Consider the following 18690-nt stretch of genomic DNA (forward strand, 5'->3'; position numbering starts at 1 on the left):
TTGTTTTGTTAATCCATTTCAGCGTAAGGTTCTACCAAGTAAACTCCTCTGTCGCCGAATGGCTGGACGAATAGTACTTTTTGCCCCTTGGTTACTTTTATATGTTTTGAAGTACGAATGCTCATCCTTAGAAAGGATCCTCCGTGGTTTATTTCAGCTTGACCATTGCTAATGTCATCAGCGGGGATAGTAACAATCCCAATTCTCCCCAAAACTTCTTTTTCCTTTGTTTCCTCATCGATTTTTTGAAAAAATCGGGCAAAGGGCCATGTGATGAACTTTGCAATAAAAAGACTGATAAGTAGAGCGGGAAAGAAGATGATAAGACCTGAGAAGAAGCCGCTGAAGCCTAGGAGACTATTGACATTGATGCATATCAGCCATAAAGGAAATACGAGGAAACTAAGCCAAATCATAACTGGCATCTTCCCCAGATTGAAAAACACTAAGATGTGATTTATCCAAGAAATATCTGCCGAGGCCGTATCAATATCCATATCGGTGTCAACATCTATATCGCTTTCCACGTCAATGTCAAAGTCCAAAAAGTCAGTGCCTAAAAATCCGGTAATCACGATCAACCAATAAAACAACACAAATACCATTAGCCCGGTAGGGATCGCATTTGCAGCATTAAATATTGTATTTATAAAATCGATCATTTTTCGTTCTATCTACTTTTTATTCATCCCAAGTTTTTTCTTGAGATCTTTTAATTCTTCTCCTGCTTTGGCATTTTCTGCTCCGGCCACTGCTCGATCCAGTTCTTCATCTACTGATCGACTTTCCTTGGCTATTTCACCATAACTTTCGGCAAGTGCTTCTTCCTGAGCGACTTTTTCTTTCATTCTTTCCAACATAGAAACAGTACCTGATGAATCGAGTTGAGCCATTTGCTTGTTAATGTTTTTTGTGGCGCTACTCACCTTCACCCTTGCTTTCAGTGTCTTCAATTCGTTTTCGTAATGGCTGATTTGTTGCTTCAGCCTTTTTATATTGCCGTCCATGTCAGAAATGCTTTGGTCGAACTTTTCTTTTTCTCGTTTGCTCCTTTCAGAGTGTTTATTGTTCTCTTCTTTTTTTACCAAAGCTTCACTTGCCAGTCTGTCTGCCTCTGCCACATCCAATTCACCTTTTTGGGCTCTCTGCAATATTAAGATGGCTTTCTGTTCATAGTCCTTTGCTTTTTCTTTATGAGACTCTACGTCATTGCGCGATCTAATGCTCAAAGCTTTTACTTCGGCCAGAGCGTGAAGTGCTTTGTCTAAATCTTGCTTCAAGTTGCGAATTCCTTGCTCTGTCATTTTTATCGGGTCTTCCAACTTGTCGACAGCAGAGTTCGCTTCAGCTTTGCCGATGGAAAACAATCTCCTTAATAAATTCATGCCTTTTTTTTTTAGTTTTTTGAGAATTGAATCAATTCATCAGAATACTCACTCAGCAATAAACTGAGAGAATTGATTGATCCTTCTAATTCGTTTAAATCAAGATTCTCTAATTGCAAGGTGTCTCTGAATATGACTTTTTTCCCTGTTTCGTCAAGGGCAAATGCTCCATGAACGATATCTCGGTTTTTCTTTAGTAGATCTCTGAACAGAGTTAGTGAGTCTGTATTGATCTCGAAAAGAAACTGTTCAATAATTAAAATAGGATCGGCCATTGCCAATACAAGGTTTTTAATTCCCGCATTTTCTTGCGCGACAACCAAAACACATTCCTCTTGATTAGTGAAGCTGTGCTCGCAGCCAAGCTCCAATGTGTATTCTTTTATTTTTTCGAAGTACTCACTCATTTCCGATTGGTAGTTTTAAATGTTATTGGATATGAAAACCGGTAAGCAATATAGGCTTTTTTTAGGGCGGTTGACTATCCCGTTGATTAATAAAATGTACATTCATGATAATTATATTAGCTTTACACGGCTAATATACTAATAAAAATGGAATAGCCAATAAAATTGGCGATAAATAGTCACGGATATGACACTAATTGGAAAGAATATTCGAAAAATAAGAGGTGTTAAAAATATGAGCCAGAGTGCATTCGCTCAATTATTTAAATTGAAGCGTGCAAGTATCGGTGCTTATGAAGAAGGTAGGGCAGAGCCAAAGATTAGCACTATTGTAGAAATAGCCAATTATTTTGGCATTAGTGTAGATGATTTACTGTTAAAGGACTTGAGTGTGAATACATTGTTTCGATTGGATATTTTTAAGGATGATTTTAATGGAGACGCTCCGAATAATTTGACACCTAAGAATAAAGTCGCTGGAATTATTGAGGTTCCTTACATGGAGATAGAATCTGAGAAGGATTATTTTAAGTATGAACGACCTTTAGATGAACTACCTGTGTTGTCTTTACCATTGGAGAAGGGGCGTCGATACTTGGCGTATGAAATTGGGCTGGAAGGAATTCTGTTGAAAGACTCCATGTTGTCAAGAGGAGATGTAGCAATTTGTCGACTTTCTGATAGGCAGAAACCAGAAGCATTAGAGGTTAGTCGCGTTTACCTGTTTGAGTTCAAAGAAACGTTTCTCGTGAGTAGAGTCTTGGCTAGAAGTTTAAGCAAATTAAAATTAGGTGATGAATCTGAATTTTCTTATCCCAAGGAATATGATACCAGGGATTTGATGCGAATTTGGGAAATCAGAGCCGTAATAGCTAATAGCGTTAGCGAAAAAAGCTTTTTTGAAAAACGACTTTCGGCCTTGGAAGAGGAGCTACAGATCATAAAAAATAGACTTAAGACAGATGAGTGATAGTATTGATTCTTTAATAGATATACTAAGAGATTCGCTGATGGATGTTTCAATGACTCGCGCAGAGAAACGGAGCTTAAGAGAAGCTTTGAGTAGTGCGAGCCTGAATACCAACGATAGAATCAAGTTGATGAGTGAAGTTAAAGGTTTGGCTCATGGGCAAACGGATAGCGCAGAGGTTAAAAATTTGATTTCGTGGATGTACGGAGCCTTTCAAACTATTGCTAAAGACAATGAAAGAAAAGTATGGAATAGTGCTTTTTTCAGTCCTGGAGAGGAGTGTAGAGATAAGATAGTCAATAGCTTAAAATCTGCTACTCACAATATTGATATCTGTGTTTTTACAATTAGTGATGACCGCATATCAGAAACGATCATGGAAAGGCATAATCTAAGAGTACCGGTTCGAATCATCAGTGACAATGATAAGGCCTTTGATCGTGGCTCGGATTTATTTGAGTTAAGAGAAAAGGGAATTGAAATTCGTTTTGATCCTGGTCCTGTCCATATGCATCATAAATTTGCTTTGATGGATGATGTTCTTATCACGGGAAGTTACAATTGGACGCGATCAGCAGCGCATAAGAATTATGAGAACATAGTGGTGAGCAACGAATCAGGACTCGTCAAAGAATTCGCTAAGGAATTTGATCGATTGTGGTTGAAGTTTCGATAAAAAAACCGCCGCAATTGAATGCGGCGGTCTGAATCTCTGAATTTCTTCTAAAAGCTTACTTTGCCTTCTTAGAAACGTATCTTTTCTCTTTAATACGAGCCGCTTTTCCTTTAAGGTCACGTAGGTAGAAGATTCTTGCTCTACGAACTTTACCTTGCTTGTTCACATCAACTTTATCAATAAAAGGAGAAGCAGCAGGAAAGATTCTTTCTACACCAATACCTCCTGAAATTTTTCGAACGGTAAAAGTCGCTGTAGTACCTGAACCTCTGCGTTGGATTACAACACCTTGAAATTGCTGGATACGCTCCTTATTTCCTTCCTTAATTTTATAGTGAACTGTAACGGTATCTCCTGCAGCAAAATCGGGTAGTGCTGCTTGTTCGTTAAGTTTTGCGCTTATTTCTTTTACAAAGTCCATAGTCGTTGGCTCTTGGATTACCCATTCGAATTTCGGGGTGCAATATTACGAAGAAGTTTTGAGTTATGCAGCAATTCCAAAAACAAATTCAAGACTACTCATTTCCATTGAATTTTTCCCATAAATCAGGTCTTCTGGACTTGGTTCGTTCTAGTGCTTTTTCTTCACGCCAGACTTCGATTGCGCCTTCATTTCCGGAAAGAAGAATTTCAGGAACCTTCCAACCTCTGAAATCGGCGGGTCTTGTATAGACGGGTGGGGCCAGTAAGTCATCTTGAAAGGAGTCGGTTAAAGCCGAAGTTTCATCGTTTAGCACTCCTGGCACCAATCTTACAATTGCATCCGTTAATACCGCTGCAGCCAGTTCTCCACCGCTCAAAACATAGTCTCCTATGGAGATTTCTTTGGTGATGTATTGCTCTCTGATTCGTTCGTCAACGCCTTTGTAGTGGCCACAAAGAATTGCAATATTCTTTTTCGTTGATAGCGAATTAGCCTTTGATTGAGTTAGGGTCGCCCCGTCAGGAGTCATGTAGATGAGGTCATCGTATTCTCTTTCGGCCATTATTTGATCGAAGCACCGTGCTATAGGTTCGGCTGACATGACCATCCCTGCACCACCGCCGTAAGCATAGTCATCAATGCTTCGCTGATTCTGCAGACTGAAGCCCCGAAGATCATGGACTACAATTTCCACGATTCCCTTGCTCTGTGATCGCTTGACGATACTATCGTTAAGCGGACTTTGCAACAGGTTTGGCAAACCGGTCAAAATATCTATCCTCATGTTTGGCCTTTTATTTGCCACAAAAGTAATTCGATTTCAGCTATGAGCCGATAATCGGGATTATTGCTTGAAAAAAGCGCTGACTTCCTATTTTTGCACCGTGAAAAATCATTTGATTTCATTCTCGATACTTTGCTTTGGTTTTCTTCTGCTGAGTGCCGGGCTCCCGGGGCGGCTTCAAAAAGCCTACAATGCTCTGGCTATTTACGACTATTTTCAAGCGAAGGAGTTGTTTTACAAAAGCCTCAAGAATGACCCCGTGGCGGCGAGTTATGGCTTAAGTATCATCTACGGTAGAAACGACAACCCATTTACTCATATTGATTCGGCTCATAAGTACATTAATATTTCTGAGCAAAATTGGGCAAGTGTTGATGCTAAATCCAGAATCGACTATTCTGTAGTTGGGGTTGATAGCTTGTCCATTTTGGGGCAGGCTTATACAGTAGATAGTCTGGCTTTTCTGAGAGCTAAAGCAGTAAACGAAATCTCCGATTGGAATGAATTTATAGATAATTTTGACAATGCTGAGTTCCAAGCATTGGCCATTGAGAAAAGAAATGAAATATTATTTCAGTCGGCCAAAGCCGAAAACACTTCGGAAGCTTATGCGACTTTTTTAACAAATTTCCCCAATGCGGAGCAAAAAGAAGAAGCTGAGAAACTATATGACGAGAGGAATTTTGAGGAGCGAACAGCCGACAATACTCTTGAGAGCTATCAAAGTTTTATTGATTCCTTTCCATTGAGTCCGTATGTGCCTGATGCCGAGGAGAGGATTTTTAATCTGGCTACTGCCGGTGGTAAGGCTCAAGACTATTTGTCTTTTGTTGAGTTATTCATTTCTAATCCTTACACCGATATCGCTTGGAAAAGAATTTATGCGCTTGAAGTAAAAGAGATCACCGCCCAGAGCATTGCAGAGTTTACGTTGAACTACCCCAACTATCCATTTATGCCAGAGCTGAAACAGCAATTTGAGTTGGCCGTCACTCGTTTTTATCCCATCACCGATGGAGATTATTGGGGTTTCATCAATGATAAGGGAGAAGTGGCCATTGCACCGAAATACGAATGGGTAGAAAATTTTTCTGACGGAATTGCTATGGTAGGCATCGGTGATGAAGTAACGTATATCGATAAAGAAGAGAAAGAGATTTCCAAGAAACGTTTTTCTGACGGCTTTGCCTTCAATAGAGGTCTTGCCGTAGTTGAAAAAGACGATGGTTACGGAATAATTAATCGAATAGGTGAATTCGTCGTTGAACCCATTTATGATGATATTGGCGAAAACTCAGAAGGCTTTTTCTATGTTGAAAAGGATGGTTTTTTCGGTTATGTAAATGAAGCAGGGGAAAATGTCATACCCTTTATTTATGCCGATGCACAGGATTTTCATCAAGGAGTAGCTGTAGTTTCGGATTCATCAGGGGCGAAAGGACTTATCAATAAAGTAGGAAATCAGATAACTCCTTTTAATTATGATTGGATCGAGTCTTTCACTTCAATAGAGCTCCCCGTTCGGTATAGACAAAATGGATCATTCGGATTATTGAACCGCGGTGGACTCAATTTGACTGACAGCTTGTACCAGGCTCTAGGTGAATTTAGTGATGGGCTTATTTTGGCTTCCTCTGATGATTTGTATGGATTTCTAAATACCAAGGGAGATACCGTTATTGATTTCTTGTATTCATACTCGCCCGCTGCATTGACAAACTCAAAGTTTGAAAATGGTTATGCTAAGGTTTATCAAAAAGACAAAGTTGGAGTGATTGACTCGACTGGTTTTAAAGTATTTCCTGCCATTTTTGAAGACATCGGTACCTTTACAGGCAATCTGATTCCGGTGAAAAAACGAGGTAAATGGGGATATTCCGATCTTGACGTGAATCTCGCTCTTGGATATCAGTATGACTATGTCTCTAACTTTTCAGATTCACTGGCCATTGTATCTGAGGATGGTTTATTTGGAGTAATTGATACTTTGGGGAAGACCAAAACTCCATTGGTATTTCGTTCCGTGGAGTGGATTGATACACTTTTATTGGTGCAGGATACCGCCTTTGGTATTATAAGTTTGACTCAAGATACTCTTGTGCCCTTACAATACGATAAAATTAGTCGAATAGACAAGAAAGTAGTTCAGCTAAAGAGGTTTAACGGAACTTATGATTATTACGACCTTAGCAAGAAGGGGTTCTTGAGAAAGGAAGAAACGTTGGCTGAATGAATAATCTTAATTTTGCCGATCCCATTGAGGAGGATAGCATGAAAAAGCAGCCTGCTGAAGAAGCGACCTTAAGAGAAATTTTTGACTTGATGCAGAATTGGATTGAAGAGAGTCGCAATCCTGAAACATCAGTCATTAATTACTTAGCCCCTCAAGAATTGAGTGAAAAGCTCGATTTTGGCCTTCGCCGTGAAGGTGGAGGAAATGAGATGATGATTGAAGAGGTGAAGCAATACCTTACTTACGCGGTTAGGACCGCCAATCCGGCATACCTCAATCAACTATTCGGAGGATTTGGATTCCCTGGTTTTGTGGGAGAGCTGATTACAGCACTCACCAATACTTCAATGTATACGTATGAAGTAGCCCCGGTTGCCACTTTAATGGAAAAAGCACTCATCGAGAAAATGCTCACTTTCACCGGTTGGAGACAAGGTGAAGGAATTTTCACATCGGGTGGTTCGCAGTCGAATCTTTACGCCATGTTGTTGGCGCGAAATGCCACCTTTTCTGAAGTTAAGACCCAAGGAATAACAGCTCTTCCGAAATTGGCCGTTCTCGTCTCTGAGCGGAGTCATTTTTCACTCCTGAAAGCAGCAAATACTATAGGTATTGGTCATAATGGTGTAGTGAAGGTTAAGACAGATGAAAGAGGTAAAATGCGAGGAGCCGCTGTGGCTCAGGCACTGGAAGAAACCATAAAGAAAGGAATGGTTCCGTTCATGATCTGCTCTACGGCTGGAACTACTGAAACGGGATCATTCGATTCTATCGATGAAATCACCGAGCTTGCTGAAAATCATGGGCTTTGGCACCATGTGGATGGTTCTTGGGGTGGAAGCTTAATTCTAAGTGATAAGTACCAGCCTTTTTTCAAAGGACTCGAAAGAGCTGACAGCTTTACGTGGAATCCGCATAAGTTGATGAGTATCCCTCTTACTTGCTCGGCCTTCATGGCTAAGGAAAAAGGTATAATGAGAAAGGAGATACAATCCAATAACGCAGATTATATCTACCACGATTACGACAATTCAGAGTTTGATACAGGACCCTCAAGTTTGTCTTGTGGCAGGCGAGTAGACTCGCTCAAGCTATGGCTCTCATGGAACTATTGGGGAGAAGAGGGGTATCGAGAAAGAGTAGAGAAATGTATGCAACTCGCGGATTATGCCACTGAAAAAGTGAAGGAATCTGCGGAACTGGAGCTCATGTTTTCGACTGAAAGTTTAAATGTTAATTTTCGGTTTGTCGTTCCGGAAGGTGAAAATGCGGATGAGTTCAATAAGAGGTTACGCTACGAACTGGTTCAAAAAGGCCTCGCTATGGTGAATTATTGCACACTTGAGGCAGGGCTATCCATTCGACTCGTTTTGCTCAATCCCGATTTAAATCCTGAAGATATCGATCGCTTTTTCGATCGCTTTATCGCTACAGGTCGCTTATTGCTTCAAAAGACCCTCTGATTAACCTAACATAATTAAATACTCTTACGCTATAGGCTATGACGATTGCTTTGAGGCATGTGCTTTGTAACTTTGTATTGGATTAAAACAAAATAATTATGGAAACTAAAGCAAAAGAAAAGTCATTTATCAAATTGGGTTTTGATAAAGATGAAGCATATGAAGTAGTAGAAACCCTTAACGCCCTCTTGGCAAATTATGCGGTTCTATATCAAAAGATCAGAAATTTTCATTGGAATGTTACGGGTGGGGATTTCTTTGATATCCACGAAAAATTGGAGGAAGAATATACTGCAGCTGCGGAATACATCGATTCAGTAGCGGAGAGAATTCGAATTCTTGGATTCAAGCCATTGAGTACACTTTCTGCCTACATTGAAAAATCAGACATCGAGGAGACTGAAGAAGACCTCAGCGGAGCCCAAATGATGGAAATAATCGTAGAAGATTACGAAACGCTACTCTCGTTTATGGTCGATGCAGCTGATGCAGCAATTGAGCATGGAGACATAGGAACAGAAACATTGATGAGAGAAATTCTGTCTCGCACAGAAGAGAAGCATTGGATGTTTACTGCTTTTATTAAAAAGGGGTAGTCGAAAAAAATATGACTGTAAATGATTGAATTTCAAATATAAATCATATTATTATCACAGTTAACGTAAAATACCGGCTCGCAATGTAGTCCGGCACGTAAATTGACGTGAAAAACATTGTAAGCATCTTACTTCATCAGAATTGGTTATTCTGATTGGTTAAAATGATTGGTTAAACAAGAAACCCGCCTAACGAGGCGGGTTTCTTGTTTATGGTGTTTTTTCCCTATCTCAATGCAGACAGTTGTTTGCGAAGCATTTCAAAAGCTGAAGATGAGAAAATCTGTTAATGATGTAACCTTATGGAATAAACTGCGTTTTAATAACCAGTAAGCATCTTATTTTTATCAGAGCTGGTTACTCTGATTGGTTAAAATGATTGGTTAAATAAAAAACCCGCCTAACGAGGCGGGTTTTTTATTTTATCGTTGTATAAACATTAGCGAGTTCTTGATCTACTTCATATTTGGTTTAGTCGAAAGATGATTCAAAAAATCTGTTAACGACAAAACCTTTTTAAAATATTGTCGTTTATCTAAGAGTAAGCATCTTACTTCATCAGAATTGGTTACTCTGATTGGTTAAAATGATTGGTTAAATAAAAAACCCGCCAAACGAGGCGGGTTTTTTATGTCTTAAACCTTTTTGATTTCTAATCAGTAATGATAACCAAGTATTTCGTCGCTTCCCAAAACCGCATAGGTTCCAATATTTTAAGTGTTTTTTCCTTTTCACCTTCTATGGAATAAGTTTCAGGAGGATGCGTAGTCACTATATTTACTTTTTCCGAATTCACAGGTATGGACCTTGTTCTGGTTAAATCTATCTGTGCAAAAAAATCTTTGTTGAAGTCGCTTTTCAATTGCTTTGAACCTGCAATTCCAATTATGCCTCCTTGCTTCTCAACTACTCCTGCTTCTTCTAAATCTTTAAAACTTCCGATTGCATAGTAGACTGTATTCATCTCATCGCTCTGCATTTGGATAAGATCTGCTTGAATTTCGTTTCGGAATTCAGCGGAATCGAGCATTTCATTCAGTATCTCGATAGTGAAGTTCGCGGCAGTCAGGTTTTCCTTCAAATAGGATACTTGCTCTTCTTTGGTTTCGATATCCTCATTAAGCTGTGAAATCAGTTTTTTGAACCCTGTAACTTCACTGCCATAGGCGGAAAGCTTATTGTTCAATCGGTTGATCGTCTGTTTGTTTTCTTCAAGTAGATTATTGATGGCCTGAATATCTCGAGTTATTTCTTCCCGTGTATCCTCGCCTTCTCTCAGCTCACCTGCGTTGAGAGAAATAGATTCTTCTCTTTCTCCAATCAAAGAAAGGTTTTGTTGAATAGCTGTGAAGCTTTCTTCAAATAGTCGCATGGTAGAATCTTTCATTACCAATTGATTTTCTAAAGAGTCATTTTTCATTCGCAGTGACTCCAGTTCAGTTTCAGCCTCCGGGCTAACGCACGAGCTCAAAGCCGTAAAAATTAAAAGGATAAATGCTACATTTTTCATGTTAAGTCAGTTCTCTTGATTTTAAAACCAAATATGTAAATTATAAACGGACTTTGGGCAGCCTTATTAGATTCATGCTGTCTCAAGGAGGTAAGGTTCAATGACGATTGCTTCGAAATGGTGAATTAGTAGAAGCTTGAATGATCGATACCTTGTTTAAGGTATTTTAGACTTGAGGCTTTGCCCAAATGGTTTTCAGTTGTATTATTGTCACTGTTTAGACTCATTTTAAATAGCGTAGAATGAATTCGGTCACCGCAGATACCATAAGAACCAATCAGACAGTTGAAATTGTTGATCTCGACAGCAATGAAACCGGACAGCGTTTGGGGGAAATGGGATTCTGGCCCGGTAAGAGTATTACACTCGTTTTGTCAGCTCCTTTCGGAGACCCGATGGCGTTTGAAGTAGATAATACGGTAATAGCTTTGCGCAAGAATGAGGCTAGATTGATCAAAGTCAAGACTTCCGCCGCGTAGTATATGGCCAAGTCTAAAAGCTCACCTCTTATTGCCCTCACTGGAGTTCCTAATGTAGGCAAGACCACAATTTTTAATAAGCTTACAGGACTGAACCAAAAGGTCGGGAATTACCCTGGGGTTACAGTCGATAAGGTCATCGGTCGCATGAAAACATCGACCGGTACTGTTGACATTCTTGATCTCCCCGGAACATACAATCTTTATCCCAGGTCTGAAGATGAAAGAGTCGTATTTAGGGTTCTTTCAGGTTTGGAGCCTGATATAGAGGTTGCCGCTGTTATAACGATTGCCGATATGAGCAATCCGGAGAGGAGCCTCTTTCTGGTAACACAGTTGGTGGATATGGGCTACCCCACAGCGCTCGTTCTGAATATGGAGGACCAGGCTAAAAAAGAAGGTCTGGAAATAAATAAGATTCTACTGCAGCGGTTACTGGGAATTCCTGTTTTTACAGCCTCTGCCGATAAAGGAATTGGCATAGATCAAATTAAAAAAGCGATTGAAGAAAATGGCTTTTCAGAAGGTCGAAAAGTAGTTGACCCTGCTGAATTTTGTGATGAGTCACTTCTTCTCAAGGTTTCCGGTATTACAAAACAGAGCAACCCATATCAAGCTCTTCAGGTTTTGAAATTTAAAGACGAAGAGAAGCAAATCCCGAAAGAGATTCGCGAGCGGCTTTCTGAATTGGTTGAAGAGTACAGTTTCAATCCTGCTCAAGTGCAAAGGGAAGAGACCAAGATTCGTTATGATCACGTTCGAGAAATCTTGTCCAAATGCCTGAAGTCTCCTCAGAAGAAAAGGGCAGGACTTACGAGAAAGTTAGATAGTATTTTTTTACATCCCGTATTCGGGTTTGGAATCTTTCTGGCCATACTTTTCATGGTTTTCCAAGCTATTTTTTCATGGGCTGAAGGCCCTATGGATTTCATTGATACCTCCTTTGCATTCATAGCACAATGGGTCAGCGAAGCCTTGCCTTCAGGAGCACTTACTGATTTACTAACGGAAGGAATTATCCCTGGACTTGGTGGGATTGTCATCTTTGTACCTCAAATAGCACTTCTTTTCGCCTTTTTGTCTCTTCTGGAAGGGTCTGGCTATATGGCGCGTGCAGTTTTTATTACTGATCGTGTTATGAGGCCTTTCGGTCTCAATGGTCGTAGTGTAGTGCCTTTGATTTCAGGCTTTGCCTGCGCCATACCTGGAATCATGGCTGCTCGCACCATTTCAAACCGTCGCGACAGACTCATTACCATTTTTGTGACACCTTTTATGAGCTGTTCAGCTCGGTTACCCGTCTACATTGTATTGGTGGGATTGCTATTTCCTGACGGTGAGTCTACCTTCTTTAATTCAAAAGGTACTGCTTTCTTTGGGTTGTATCTGTTGGGTATATTAGCTGCTCTGGTATCTGCAGCAGGAATGAAGGCCATAATGAAAACGGAAAGATCAGGTACTTTGGTGCTAGAGCTTCCGAGATACCGAGTGCCTCAGCTTCAAACTGTTGTTACTACTATGTATGAAAAGTCAAAGACTTTCGTACTGGAGGCGGGAAAAATTATTCTTGCCATCAGCATAGTTCTTTGGGTACTGGCCTCATATGGTCCCGGCGATTCCATGGAGCAAGCTGCTTCTTCCGTCGCTTTGCCAAAAGTAGAAACGGCCGAAGCCATGCATGAGTATCACACCGAAGTTTCGTCTAAAAAAATACAAGCTTCTTACGCCGGGATAGTTGGAAAATGGGTTGAACCGGTTATCAGACCGCTGGGATATGATTGGAAAATCGGAATAGCCTTGATATGTAGCTTTGCAGCCAGAGAAGTATTTGTAAGTACGATGGCTACAATTTACAGCATCGGAGCAGATAGCGAAGATATCCAAACACTACAGCAGCTGCTGAGTACTGAAAAAAGAGATGATACCGGTGAGCCAACTTTTACTTCAGCTACAGTTTGGTCGTTGCTCGTTTTCTATGCATTTGCCATGCAATGTATGAGTACTATAGCTATAGTAAAAAGGGAAACTAATGGCTGGAAGTGGCCCATCATCCAAACTGTCTATATGACGGCCTTGGCATATGTTTCAGCCTTATTTGTTTATCAGTTGCTTTCTTAACTTTGCAGCATGCAAGAGGCCATCGTATTCATTCTTTTTTTTGGTGTAATTGCCTTTTTCGTCTATCGTAAATTTTTTAGAAGAAATTCGACGGATTGTTCTTCCTGCGAATTTAATGAGGAGACGAATTAATTTTCGCGCTTCTCGAGGTTTGGTTTGACACACCTTCCTATCTATCTCTTGTTCTATTTTTTAAAACCCCAAAATTATGATCAAACAATTCTATTTTTTGTTCCTCACAGCTACTGTTTTTTTCTTCTCGTCATGCGGCTCCGAGCCCAACGTCAAAGAGAGTATAGATGAAGAGTCATTAATCACCGAGATGAGTATAGTAGGAGAAGAGGTGAGTTATACCTCCGACTCAGTTACCATGAAGGGATACATTGCCTATGATGAAACCGATACTACCCAAAGACCAGGAATCATAGTTGTGCACGAATGGTGGGGGCATACCGACTATGTTCGTGAGAGAGCAGAAATGCTTGCAGAACTCGGCTATGTGGCACTGGCGGTAGATATGTACGGTGACGGAAAAAAAGCTGAGCACCCCGATAATGCTATGAAGTTTTCAGGTATGGTGATGCAGAATATGGACGGCGCTGAATCGCGTTTTACAGAGGCTATTAAAGTTTTGAAGAACCACCCGCAAACGGCTGATGAGAACATCTCTGCTATAGGCTATTGTTTTGGGGGATCTTTGATTCTGGCTATGGCAAATAAAGGAGTAGATCTCGATGGAGTCGCTGCATTTCACAGTGGAGTGCAATTGCCTGTTGGGCCAAGTGAAAATTTGCACGCTATGGTCCTTGTACAAAACGGAGCTGACGATCCATTCGTGAGTCCTGAAAGTGTTGCAAATTTCAAAGCAGCCATGGACTCGTTGCAGAAGCCATACGTGTACGAAAGTTATCCCGGGGCTGTGCATGCCTATACGAACAAAAATGCAGACAGCCTGGGTGAAAAATTCAATTTGCCTTTGGCTTATAATGCTGAAGCGGATACGAAATCTTGGGAGCGTATGAAGGAGTTTTTCAATGAATTATATCCCAGACAGGACTAATGAATTAGAAACATAAGAATCAAGGCGGCTGAAAAGTCGCCTTTTTTTGTTTCTCTTAACTCCTTTTAGATCATGTATTGGTTTGCAAATTTCTCTCAATACATTTTCCTATCATTGCCACCTTTTTATCAATTGTGTATGTCTCGATTCAGATTCTTTTCCGTTGTTTTTCTTGTCGGAATTTCTAAGGTAGTTAGCGCTCAGAACGAAGTAGATCTTCAGGAATTACAGGTAAGTGCTACGCGGTCTTCAGTTGAGTTTTCTGAAGCATCTCGAACCGTCAGGATCATTACTAAAAAGGAAATTGAGGAAGCTCCCGTTAATACGATCAATGAACTTTTGGAATACGCTACTAATGTCGATGTGCGGCAAAGAGGCGCTCAAGGAGTACAAGCTGATATAAGTATCCGCGGTTCGGGTTTTGAACAGGTTTTAATTCTCTTGAATGGAGTGAAAATGACCGACCCACAGACAGGGCATCACAATATGAATATTCCTGTCGAATTGATGGATATTGAGCGAATAGAAGTCCTCAACGGCGGTGCTTCGAGAATCTTTGGCCCCGGAGCTTTTGCCGGAGCGATTAATATTATCACCAAAAATCCAGCAGAATCAGGTGTGCGGATTTCAGCAGAAGCCGGTGATTTTGGCTACAGCCAATTAGGCGCCAGGGCCAATATCGCTGCAGATAAACACAATCATTCCCTGAGTATCTTGCAAAGACAAGGAGACGGGTATATTCGAAATACCGACTTTGACTTGCTCAATATCTTTTGGCAGTCAGAATTTCATACCGAAAAGTCGGATTGGTTTTTGAATCTAGGTCAAAATGAAAAGAGCTTCGGAGCCCTGAATTTTTATTCAGCTAGGTTTCCTGATCAATTTGAGTCAACAAAATCACAGTTTGTTTCTCTGGGTGGCGAAATGAGATTTGATCAATTAACCATTAGCCCAAAGGCATATTACCGCCGCCACAATGATCGGTTTGAGCTATTTCGCGAAAGCGAAGGGTTCTACCGCAGAATTCCTGACGACGGCGGTTTCACGAGCAATCAAGGAGATACCATACCCTGGTATACAGGTCACAACTATCACCAAACTGATGTGTATGGTGCGGAGGTTAATGGGGCTTATAAATGGAAGTTTGGGACGAGCTCGGTCGGTTATGAGTTTAGATCAGAAGAGGTCTTGAGCAATGTGTTGGGAGAGCCTTTGGACAATCCCCTAGAAGTGCCAGGAGAGTTTCCGGGAGCATTCTACAGAAATGGCGCCGACCGTCAGAATCATAGCATATACATAGAGCATACCTATTCAAAAGGAGACTTCTTTATATCCGCGGGGGTGATGTACAATCACAATACGGACTTTGGTGATGAATTTTTCCCAGGAGCAGATGTGAGTTATCAGGTTACTGATCATATTCGTCCTTATGCGTCTGTAAATCGTTCATTCAGATTGCCCAGCTACACCGATTTATATTACAATCTAGGTGGCGCAGTAGGAAGTATAGATCTTGAGCCCGAGTCTTCAATCAATTATGAGTTAGGTGCTAAGTTTGATTATGCTGTTGGAAGGGGAGATGTGGCGGTCTTTACAAGAGATGGTTCCAATTTGATCGATTGGATTCGCTTTAGCGGAAGTGATATGACTACAGCTGCCAACATTACGGAAGTTCGTATCAGTGGAGTAGAGGCAAACTTCACATGGGACATGTTAAACGTACTAGGGGGGAAGAGCCCCTTAAAATCGATACAAACCGGATATTCCTACATGTTTTCTGATTCGCTCAGCAATGACTTCGAATCACTTTATGTACTCGATTTCCTTGAGCAAAAAGCAGATTTAGGGTTCTACTTTCAGTTCGGAAAAAACTTTCATGTAAACTGGTTTTTTAGCTACCAAGATCGATTGGGATCATTTGTGGATGCCGACGGAATGGAATCGAACTACCAGCCGGTAGTTTTGTCAGACTTGAGGGTGAGTCCACAGTTTGGGAAGTTGAAGCTCTTCGTTCAAGTTTCAAATCTCTTCGACGAAACATACAATGATATAGGTAGCGTAATCCAACCAGGTCGATGGTTTCGCTTAGGCATGAATTACGAGTTTTCGATCATGAAGCGCTAGGAAGGTGTTGAATTGTCAAAACTTTAGTTTCTTTAGCTGACAATCTAACAAATCACATGTCTACCACTAGTCAAGATCCGTTAATCATAGAATGCGCTTGGGAAGTTTGCAACCAAGTGGGAGGAATCTACACGGTTATCCGTTCCAAAGTTCCCGCTGCCGTTGCGCGCAGAGGAGAAAACTATTGTCTTCTTGGTCCGCTCGAGAATGAAAACATTTCTGCTGAGTTTGATCCGATCAATAATTTGAGTGATCCTATTGGGCGCACCGTTGAAAAAATGCGGAACATGGGATACGAGGTTTGGTACGGCACCTGGCTCGTAACGGGCAGGCCGAAGGTGGTTCTGTTAAATCCCCAAAACGTATTCAATCGATTAGACACTCTTCATCGGCATTTGAAGGCCGATCATGGTATCACCACCAATACAGGTGATGAACTCTTGGAGAAGATGGTACTTTGGGCGGACCTCAACCGCACCTTCTTTACTATTCTAAGCAAAGAAGTACTAAAAGGAAAGCGCGAAGTCGTTGCACACTTCCACGAGTGGATGGCAGCTTTGCCTATTCTTGATATCGCCAAACATGGTTTGCCCATCTCTACGGTCTTTACGACACATGCCACTATGCTAGGTCGCTACTTAGCGGGAAACGACACCGATTTTTACAAGAATCTCAGCAAGTACAACTGGGAACTTGAGGCCAAACGTTATGGGATATTGGCTCAAACCCAAATCGAGAGAGAGTGCGCAATGGCCGCAAATACTTTTACCACGGTGAGTGAAGTAACGGGAATGGAGTGTGAACATTTATTGGGTAAAAAACCGGATGTGATTACTCCTAACGGACTTAACATCAATAAGTATGTGGCTTATCACGAAGTGCACAATCGGCACGAGAAGTACAAGGACAAGATTCATGAATTTATCATAGGTCATTTCTTTAACTCCTATGACTTTGACTTAGATAATACGATTTACTTCTTCACTTCCGGCAGATATGAGTATCGGAATAAAGGCTTTGATGTCACACTGAAAGCACTAAAACTGCTCAACCAGATGATGGTGCACGAGGGGATTGATAAAACGGTGGTGATGTTTTTCATCACAAAGCGTCCCACCTGGTCTATAAACCCGGAAGTCTTGGAGTCTCGTGGAGTAATGCAAGAGATTAAAAGGAATTGCGAGTCGATTGAAAAGCAGTTGGGTGAAAGGCTATTTCACGCTGCTGCCTCTTCTAAGGATGAACACAAGCTTCCTGATTTGAACGCTTTGATAGATGATTACTGGAAGTTGCGCTACCGCAGAACCATTCAGAGCTGGAAAACCAACCAATGGCCAATTATTGTAACACATAATCTCGTTGATGACATTGATGATGAGCTTCTGAATTATCTTCGAAATGAGCAGATGGTCAATTCACCTTTAGATCGAGTGAAAATGGTTTACCATCCTGATTTTATAGATTCTACTAATCCCCTTTTTGGAATGGACTATGGACAGTTTGTGAGAGGATGCCACCTTGGTATTTTCCCAAGTTATTACGAGCCATGGGGATACACCCCTTTAGAGTGTGTAGCTCGCGGTGTGCCTACGGTTACCTCCGATCTTTCCGGTTTTGGGAAGTACGTTGAAAATATGGATACCGAGCACGAAGATAAAGGTGTTTACGTCATGCAACGGAGCAAGGAAACAGAGAAGAAGTCAGTTGAGAATTTGGCAAAGTATCTTTTACACTTTGTGAAATCAAATCGACGATACCGAATGTTCCAAAGAAACAAGTTGGAAGATTTTTCTGAAGATTTTGATTGGAAGGTGCTTATGTCGGCTTATGATGAGTCTTATATCCACGCTCTAAAAGCAGTTTTCGGTAAGAAATCTTCAGCAAAGTCTAAAGCCTAGTCTTCAACTGATGTTGAGATGTACTGCTCGATAGCATCTGCGATATAGGCCTTCACGACTTCATACTTTTCAGGAAATTTTTCCCAAGTGAAGTCTTCAATAGTTGTGGGGAGATCGCAGAGTTGAATAATTTCAATTTTGTGGTCATTCAGCTTTCCTGACCAAGTCACGGGTTTCCATTTCTTCTTACCCACTTTTAACTTCTTACGGTCAGAAGTAAGTCGAAAACTACCTTTGAGCCTTCGGCCACCTTTAAAATTGAACTTTCCTTCTACACCTTGCATTGTAGGAATTTCCGAATTATTTCGGGAGGTCGAAATTAGGAAAGCAAGAGCAGATTAACAATGGTAGGAGATCATTGCTTTCATTTTTTGTTATCGATGGATTAATTAATTGTTAAATCTTTCGAGCGAAGTTCTCGCCATAATCGCATCATTACTGCTATTCGCAAAGGATTACCTACAAGAATGATCTAATTGGCATTCAACTAGAAATATATTGAAGCTAAAGTCTTAATAATACGTACTTTTGCGCCGCATTTTGAGCGCTTAGTGTCATTTTAA

General features: G+C 40.9%; 17 protein-coding genes. 10 read left to right on the forward strand and 7 right to left on the reverse strand.

The window, feature by feature from the left end:
* Positions 1–8: 8 nt before the first annotated feature.
* The 3 genes from O3Q51_02225 to O3Q51_02235 are packed head-to-tail and all read right to left on the reverse strand — an operon-like array spanning position 9 to position 1792.
* Positions 9–662, reverse strand: a complete 654-nt coding sequence (locus O3Q51_02225) for a DUF1449 family protein (GenBank protein ID MCZ4407609.1) — start codon at positions 660–662, stop codon at positions 9–11.
* A gap of 12 nt (positions 663–674) precedes the next feature.
* Entirely contained in the window at positions 675–1385 is a 711-nt protein-coding gene (locus tag O3Q51_02230; GenBank protein ID MCZ4407610.1) for a PspA/IM30 family protein, read from the reverse strand.
* An 11-nt stretch (positions 1386–1396) separates the two neighbouring features.
* The gene (locus O3Q51_02235; GenBank protein MCZ4407611.1) at positions 1397–1792 is read right to left on the reverse strand and encodes a CesT family type III secretion system chaperone; all 396 of its coding nucleotides are present in this window, start codon (positions 1790–1792) and stop codon (positions 1397–1399) included.
* A gap of 187 nt (positions 1793–1979) precedes the next feature.
* Here O3Q51_02235 and O3Q51_02240 point away from each other — a divergent pair, with 187 nt between their 5' ends.
* Entirely contained in the window at positions 1980–2762 is a 783-nt protein-coding gene (locus tag O3Q51_02240) for a helix-turn-helix transcriptional regulator (GenBank protein ID MCZ4407612.1), read from the forward strand.
* Entirely contained in the window at positions 2755–3438 is a 684-nt protein-coding gene (locus O3Q51_02245; GenBank protein ID MCZ4407613.1) for a phospholipase D-like domain-containing protein, read from the forward strand. Before O3Q51_02240 ends, O3Q51_02245 begins: the two co-directional genes overlap by 8 nt.
* A 55-nt stretch (positions 3439–3493) precedes the next feature.
* Here the strand turns inward: O3Q51_02245 and rplS are convergent, their stop codons facing one another.
* Both rplS and trmD read right to left on the reverse strand, forming a co-directional pair.
* A complete protein-coding gene (gene rplS / locus O3Q51_02250; GenBank protein ID MCZ4407614.1) occupies positions 3494–3859 on the reverse strand; it encodes a 50S ribosomal protein L19 in 366 nt (121 codons plus the stop codon).
* 94 nt (positions 3860–3953) lie between these two features.
* Positions 3954–4646, reverse strand: a complete 693-nt coding sequence (gene trmD / locus O3Q51_02255) for a tRNA (guanosine(37)-N1)-methyltransferase TrmD (GenBank protein ID MCZ4407615.1) — start codon at positions 4644–4646, stop codon at positions 3954–3956.
* A 100-nt stretch (positions 4647–4746) separates the two neighbouring features.
* Between trmD and O3Q51_02260 the strand changes: the two genes are divergently transcribed.
* The 3 genes from O3Q51_02260 to O3Q51_02270 all read left to right on the forward strand — a co-directional run bounded on the left by O3Q51_02260 (position 4747) and on the right by O3Q51_02270 (position 8938).
* Positions 4747–6879 (forward strand): WG repeat-containing protein, encoded by a 2133-nt coding sequence (locus O3Q51_02260; protein ID MCZ4407616.1) that lies wholly within the window; start codon positions 4747–4749, stop codon positions 6877–6879.
* Positions 6876–8342 (forward strand): pyridoxal-dependent decarboxylase, encoded by a 1467-nt coding sequence (locus O3Q51_02265; protein MCZ4407617.1) that lies wholly within the window; start codon positions 6876–6878, stop codon positions 8340–8342. The genes O3Q51_02260 and O3Q51_02265 overlap by 4 nt, the downstream gene beginning before the upstream one ends.
* A 98-nt stretch (positions 8343–8440) precedes the next feature.
* Positions 8441–8938, forward strand: a complete 498-nt coding sequence (locus O3Q51_02270) for a DNA starvation/stationary phase protection protein (protein ID MCZ4407618.1) — start codon at positions 8441–8443, stop codon at positions 8936–8938.
* Between the two features lie 652 nt (positions 8939–9590).
* On the opposite strand, the gene O3Q51_02275 is transcribed toward O3Q51_02270, so the two are convergent.
* The gene (locus tag O3Q51_02275; protein ID MCZ4407619.1) at positions 9591–10325 is read right to left on the reverse strand and encodes a hypothetical protein; all 735 of its coding nucleotides are present in this window, start codon (positions 10323–10325) and stop codon (positions 9591–9593) included.
* 365 nt (positions 10326–10690) lie between these two features.
* Between O3Q51_02275 and O3Q51_02280 the strand changes: the two genes are divergently transcribed.
* The 5 genes from O3Q51_02280 (at position 10691) to O3Q51_02300 (ending at position 18127) form a co-directional block, all read left to right on the forward strand.
* Positions 10691–10927 carry a ferrous iron transport protein A gene (locus O3Q51_02280; protein ID MCZ4407620.1) on the forward strand — a complete coding sequence of 79 codons (237 nt, stop codon included), beginning with the start codon at positions 10691–10693 and terminating at the stop codon, positions 10925–10927.
* Between the two features lie 3 nt (positions 10928–10930).
* On the forward strand, positions 10931–13045 hold the full coding sequence (feoB, locus tag O3Q51_02285; protein MCZ4407621.1) for a ferrous iron transport protein B: 2115 nt from the start codon (positions 10931–10933) through the stop codon (positions 13043–13045).
* A gap of 208 nt (positions 13046–13253) precedes the next feature.
* Positions 13254–14105 carry a dienelactone hydrolase family protein gene (locus tag O3Q51_02290; GenBank protein MCZ4407622.1) on the forward strand — a complete coding sequence of 284 codons (852 nt, stop codon included), beginning with the start codon at positions 13254–13256 and terminating at the stop codon, positions 14103–14105.
* A 138-nt stretch (positions 14106–14243) separates the two neighbouring features.
* Complete coding sequence (locus tag O3Q51_02295) at positions 14244–16229, forward strand: TonB-dependent receptor (protein MCZ4407623.1); 1986 nt, start codon at positions 14244–14246, stop codon at positions 16227–16229.
* Between the two features lie 56 nt (positions 16230–16285).
* A complete protein-coding gene (locus O3Q51_02300) occupies positions 16286–18127 on the forward strand; it encodes a glycosyltransferase (GenBank protein ID MCZ4407624.1) in 1842 nt (613 codons plus the stop codon).
* Here the strand turns inward: O3Q51_02300 and O3Q51_02305 are convergent.
* Complete coding sequence (locus tag O3Q51_02305) at positions 18124–18411, reverse strand: hypothetical protein (GenBank protein ID MCZ4407625.1); 288 nt, start codon at positions 18409–18411, stop codon at positions 18124–18126. The two genes, O3Q51_02300 and O3Q51_02305, sit on opposite strands and share 4 nt — an antisense overlap.
* Positions 18412–18690 lie beyond the last annotated feature (279 nt).

The organism is Cryomorphaceae bacterium 1068 (assembly GCA_027214385.1).
Taxonomy (GTDB): Bacteria; Bacteroidota; Bacteroidia; order Flavobacteriales_D; family Cryomorphaceae; genus JAKVAV01.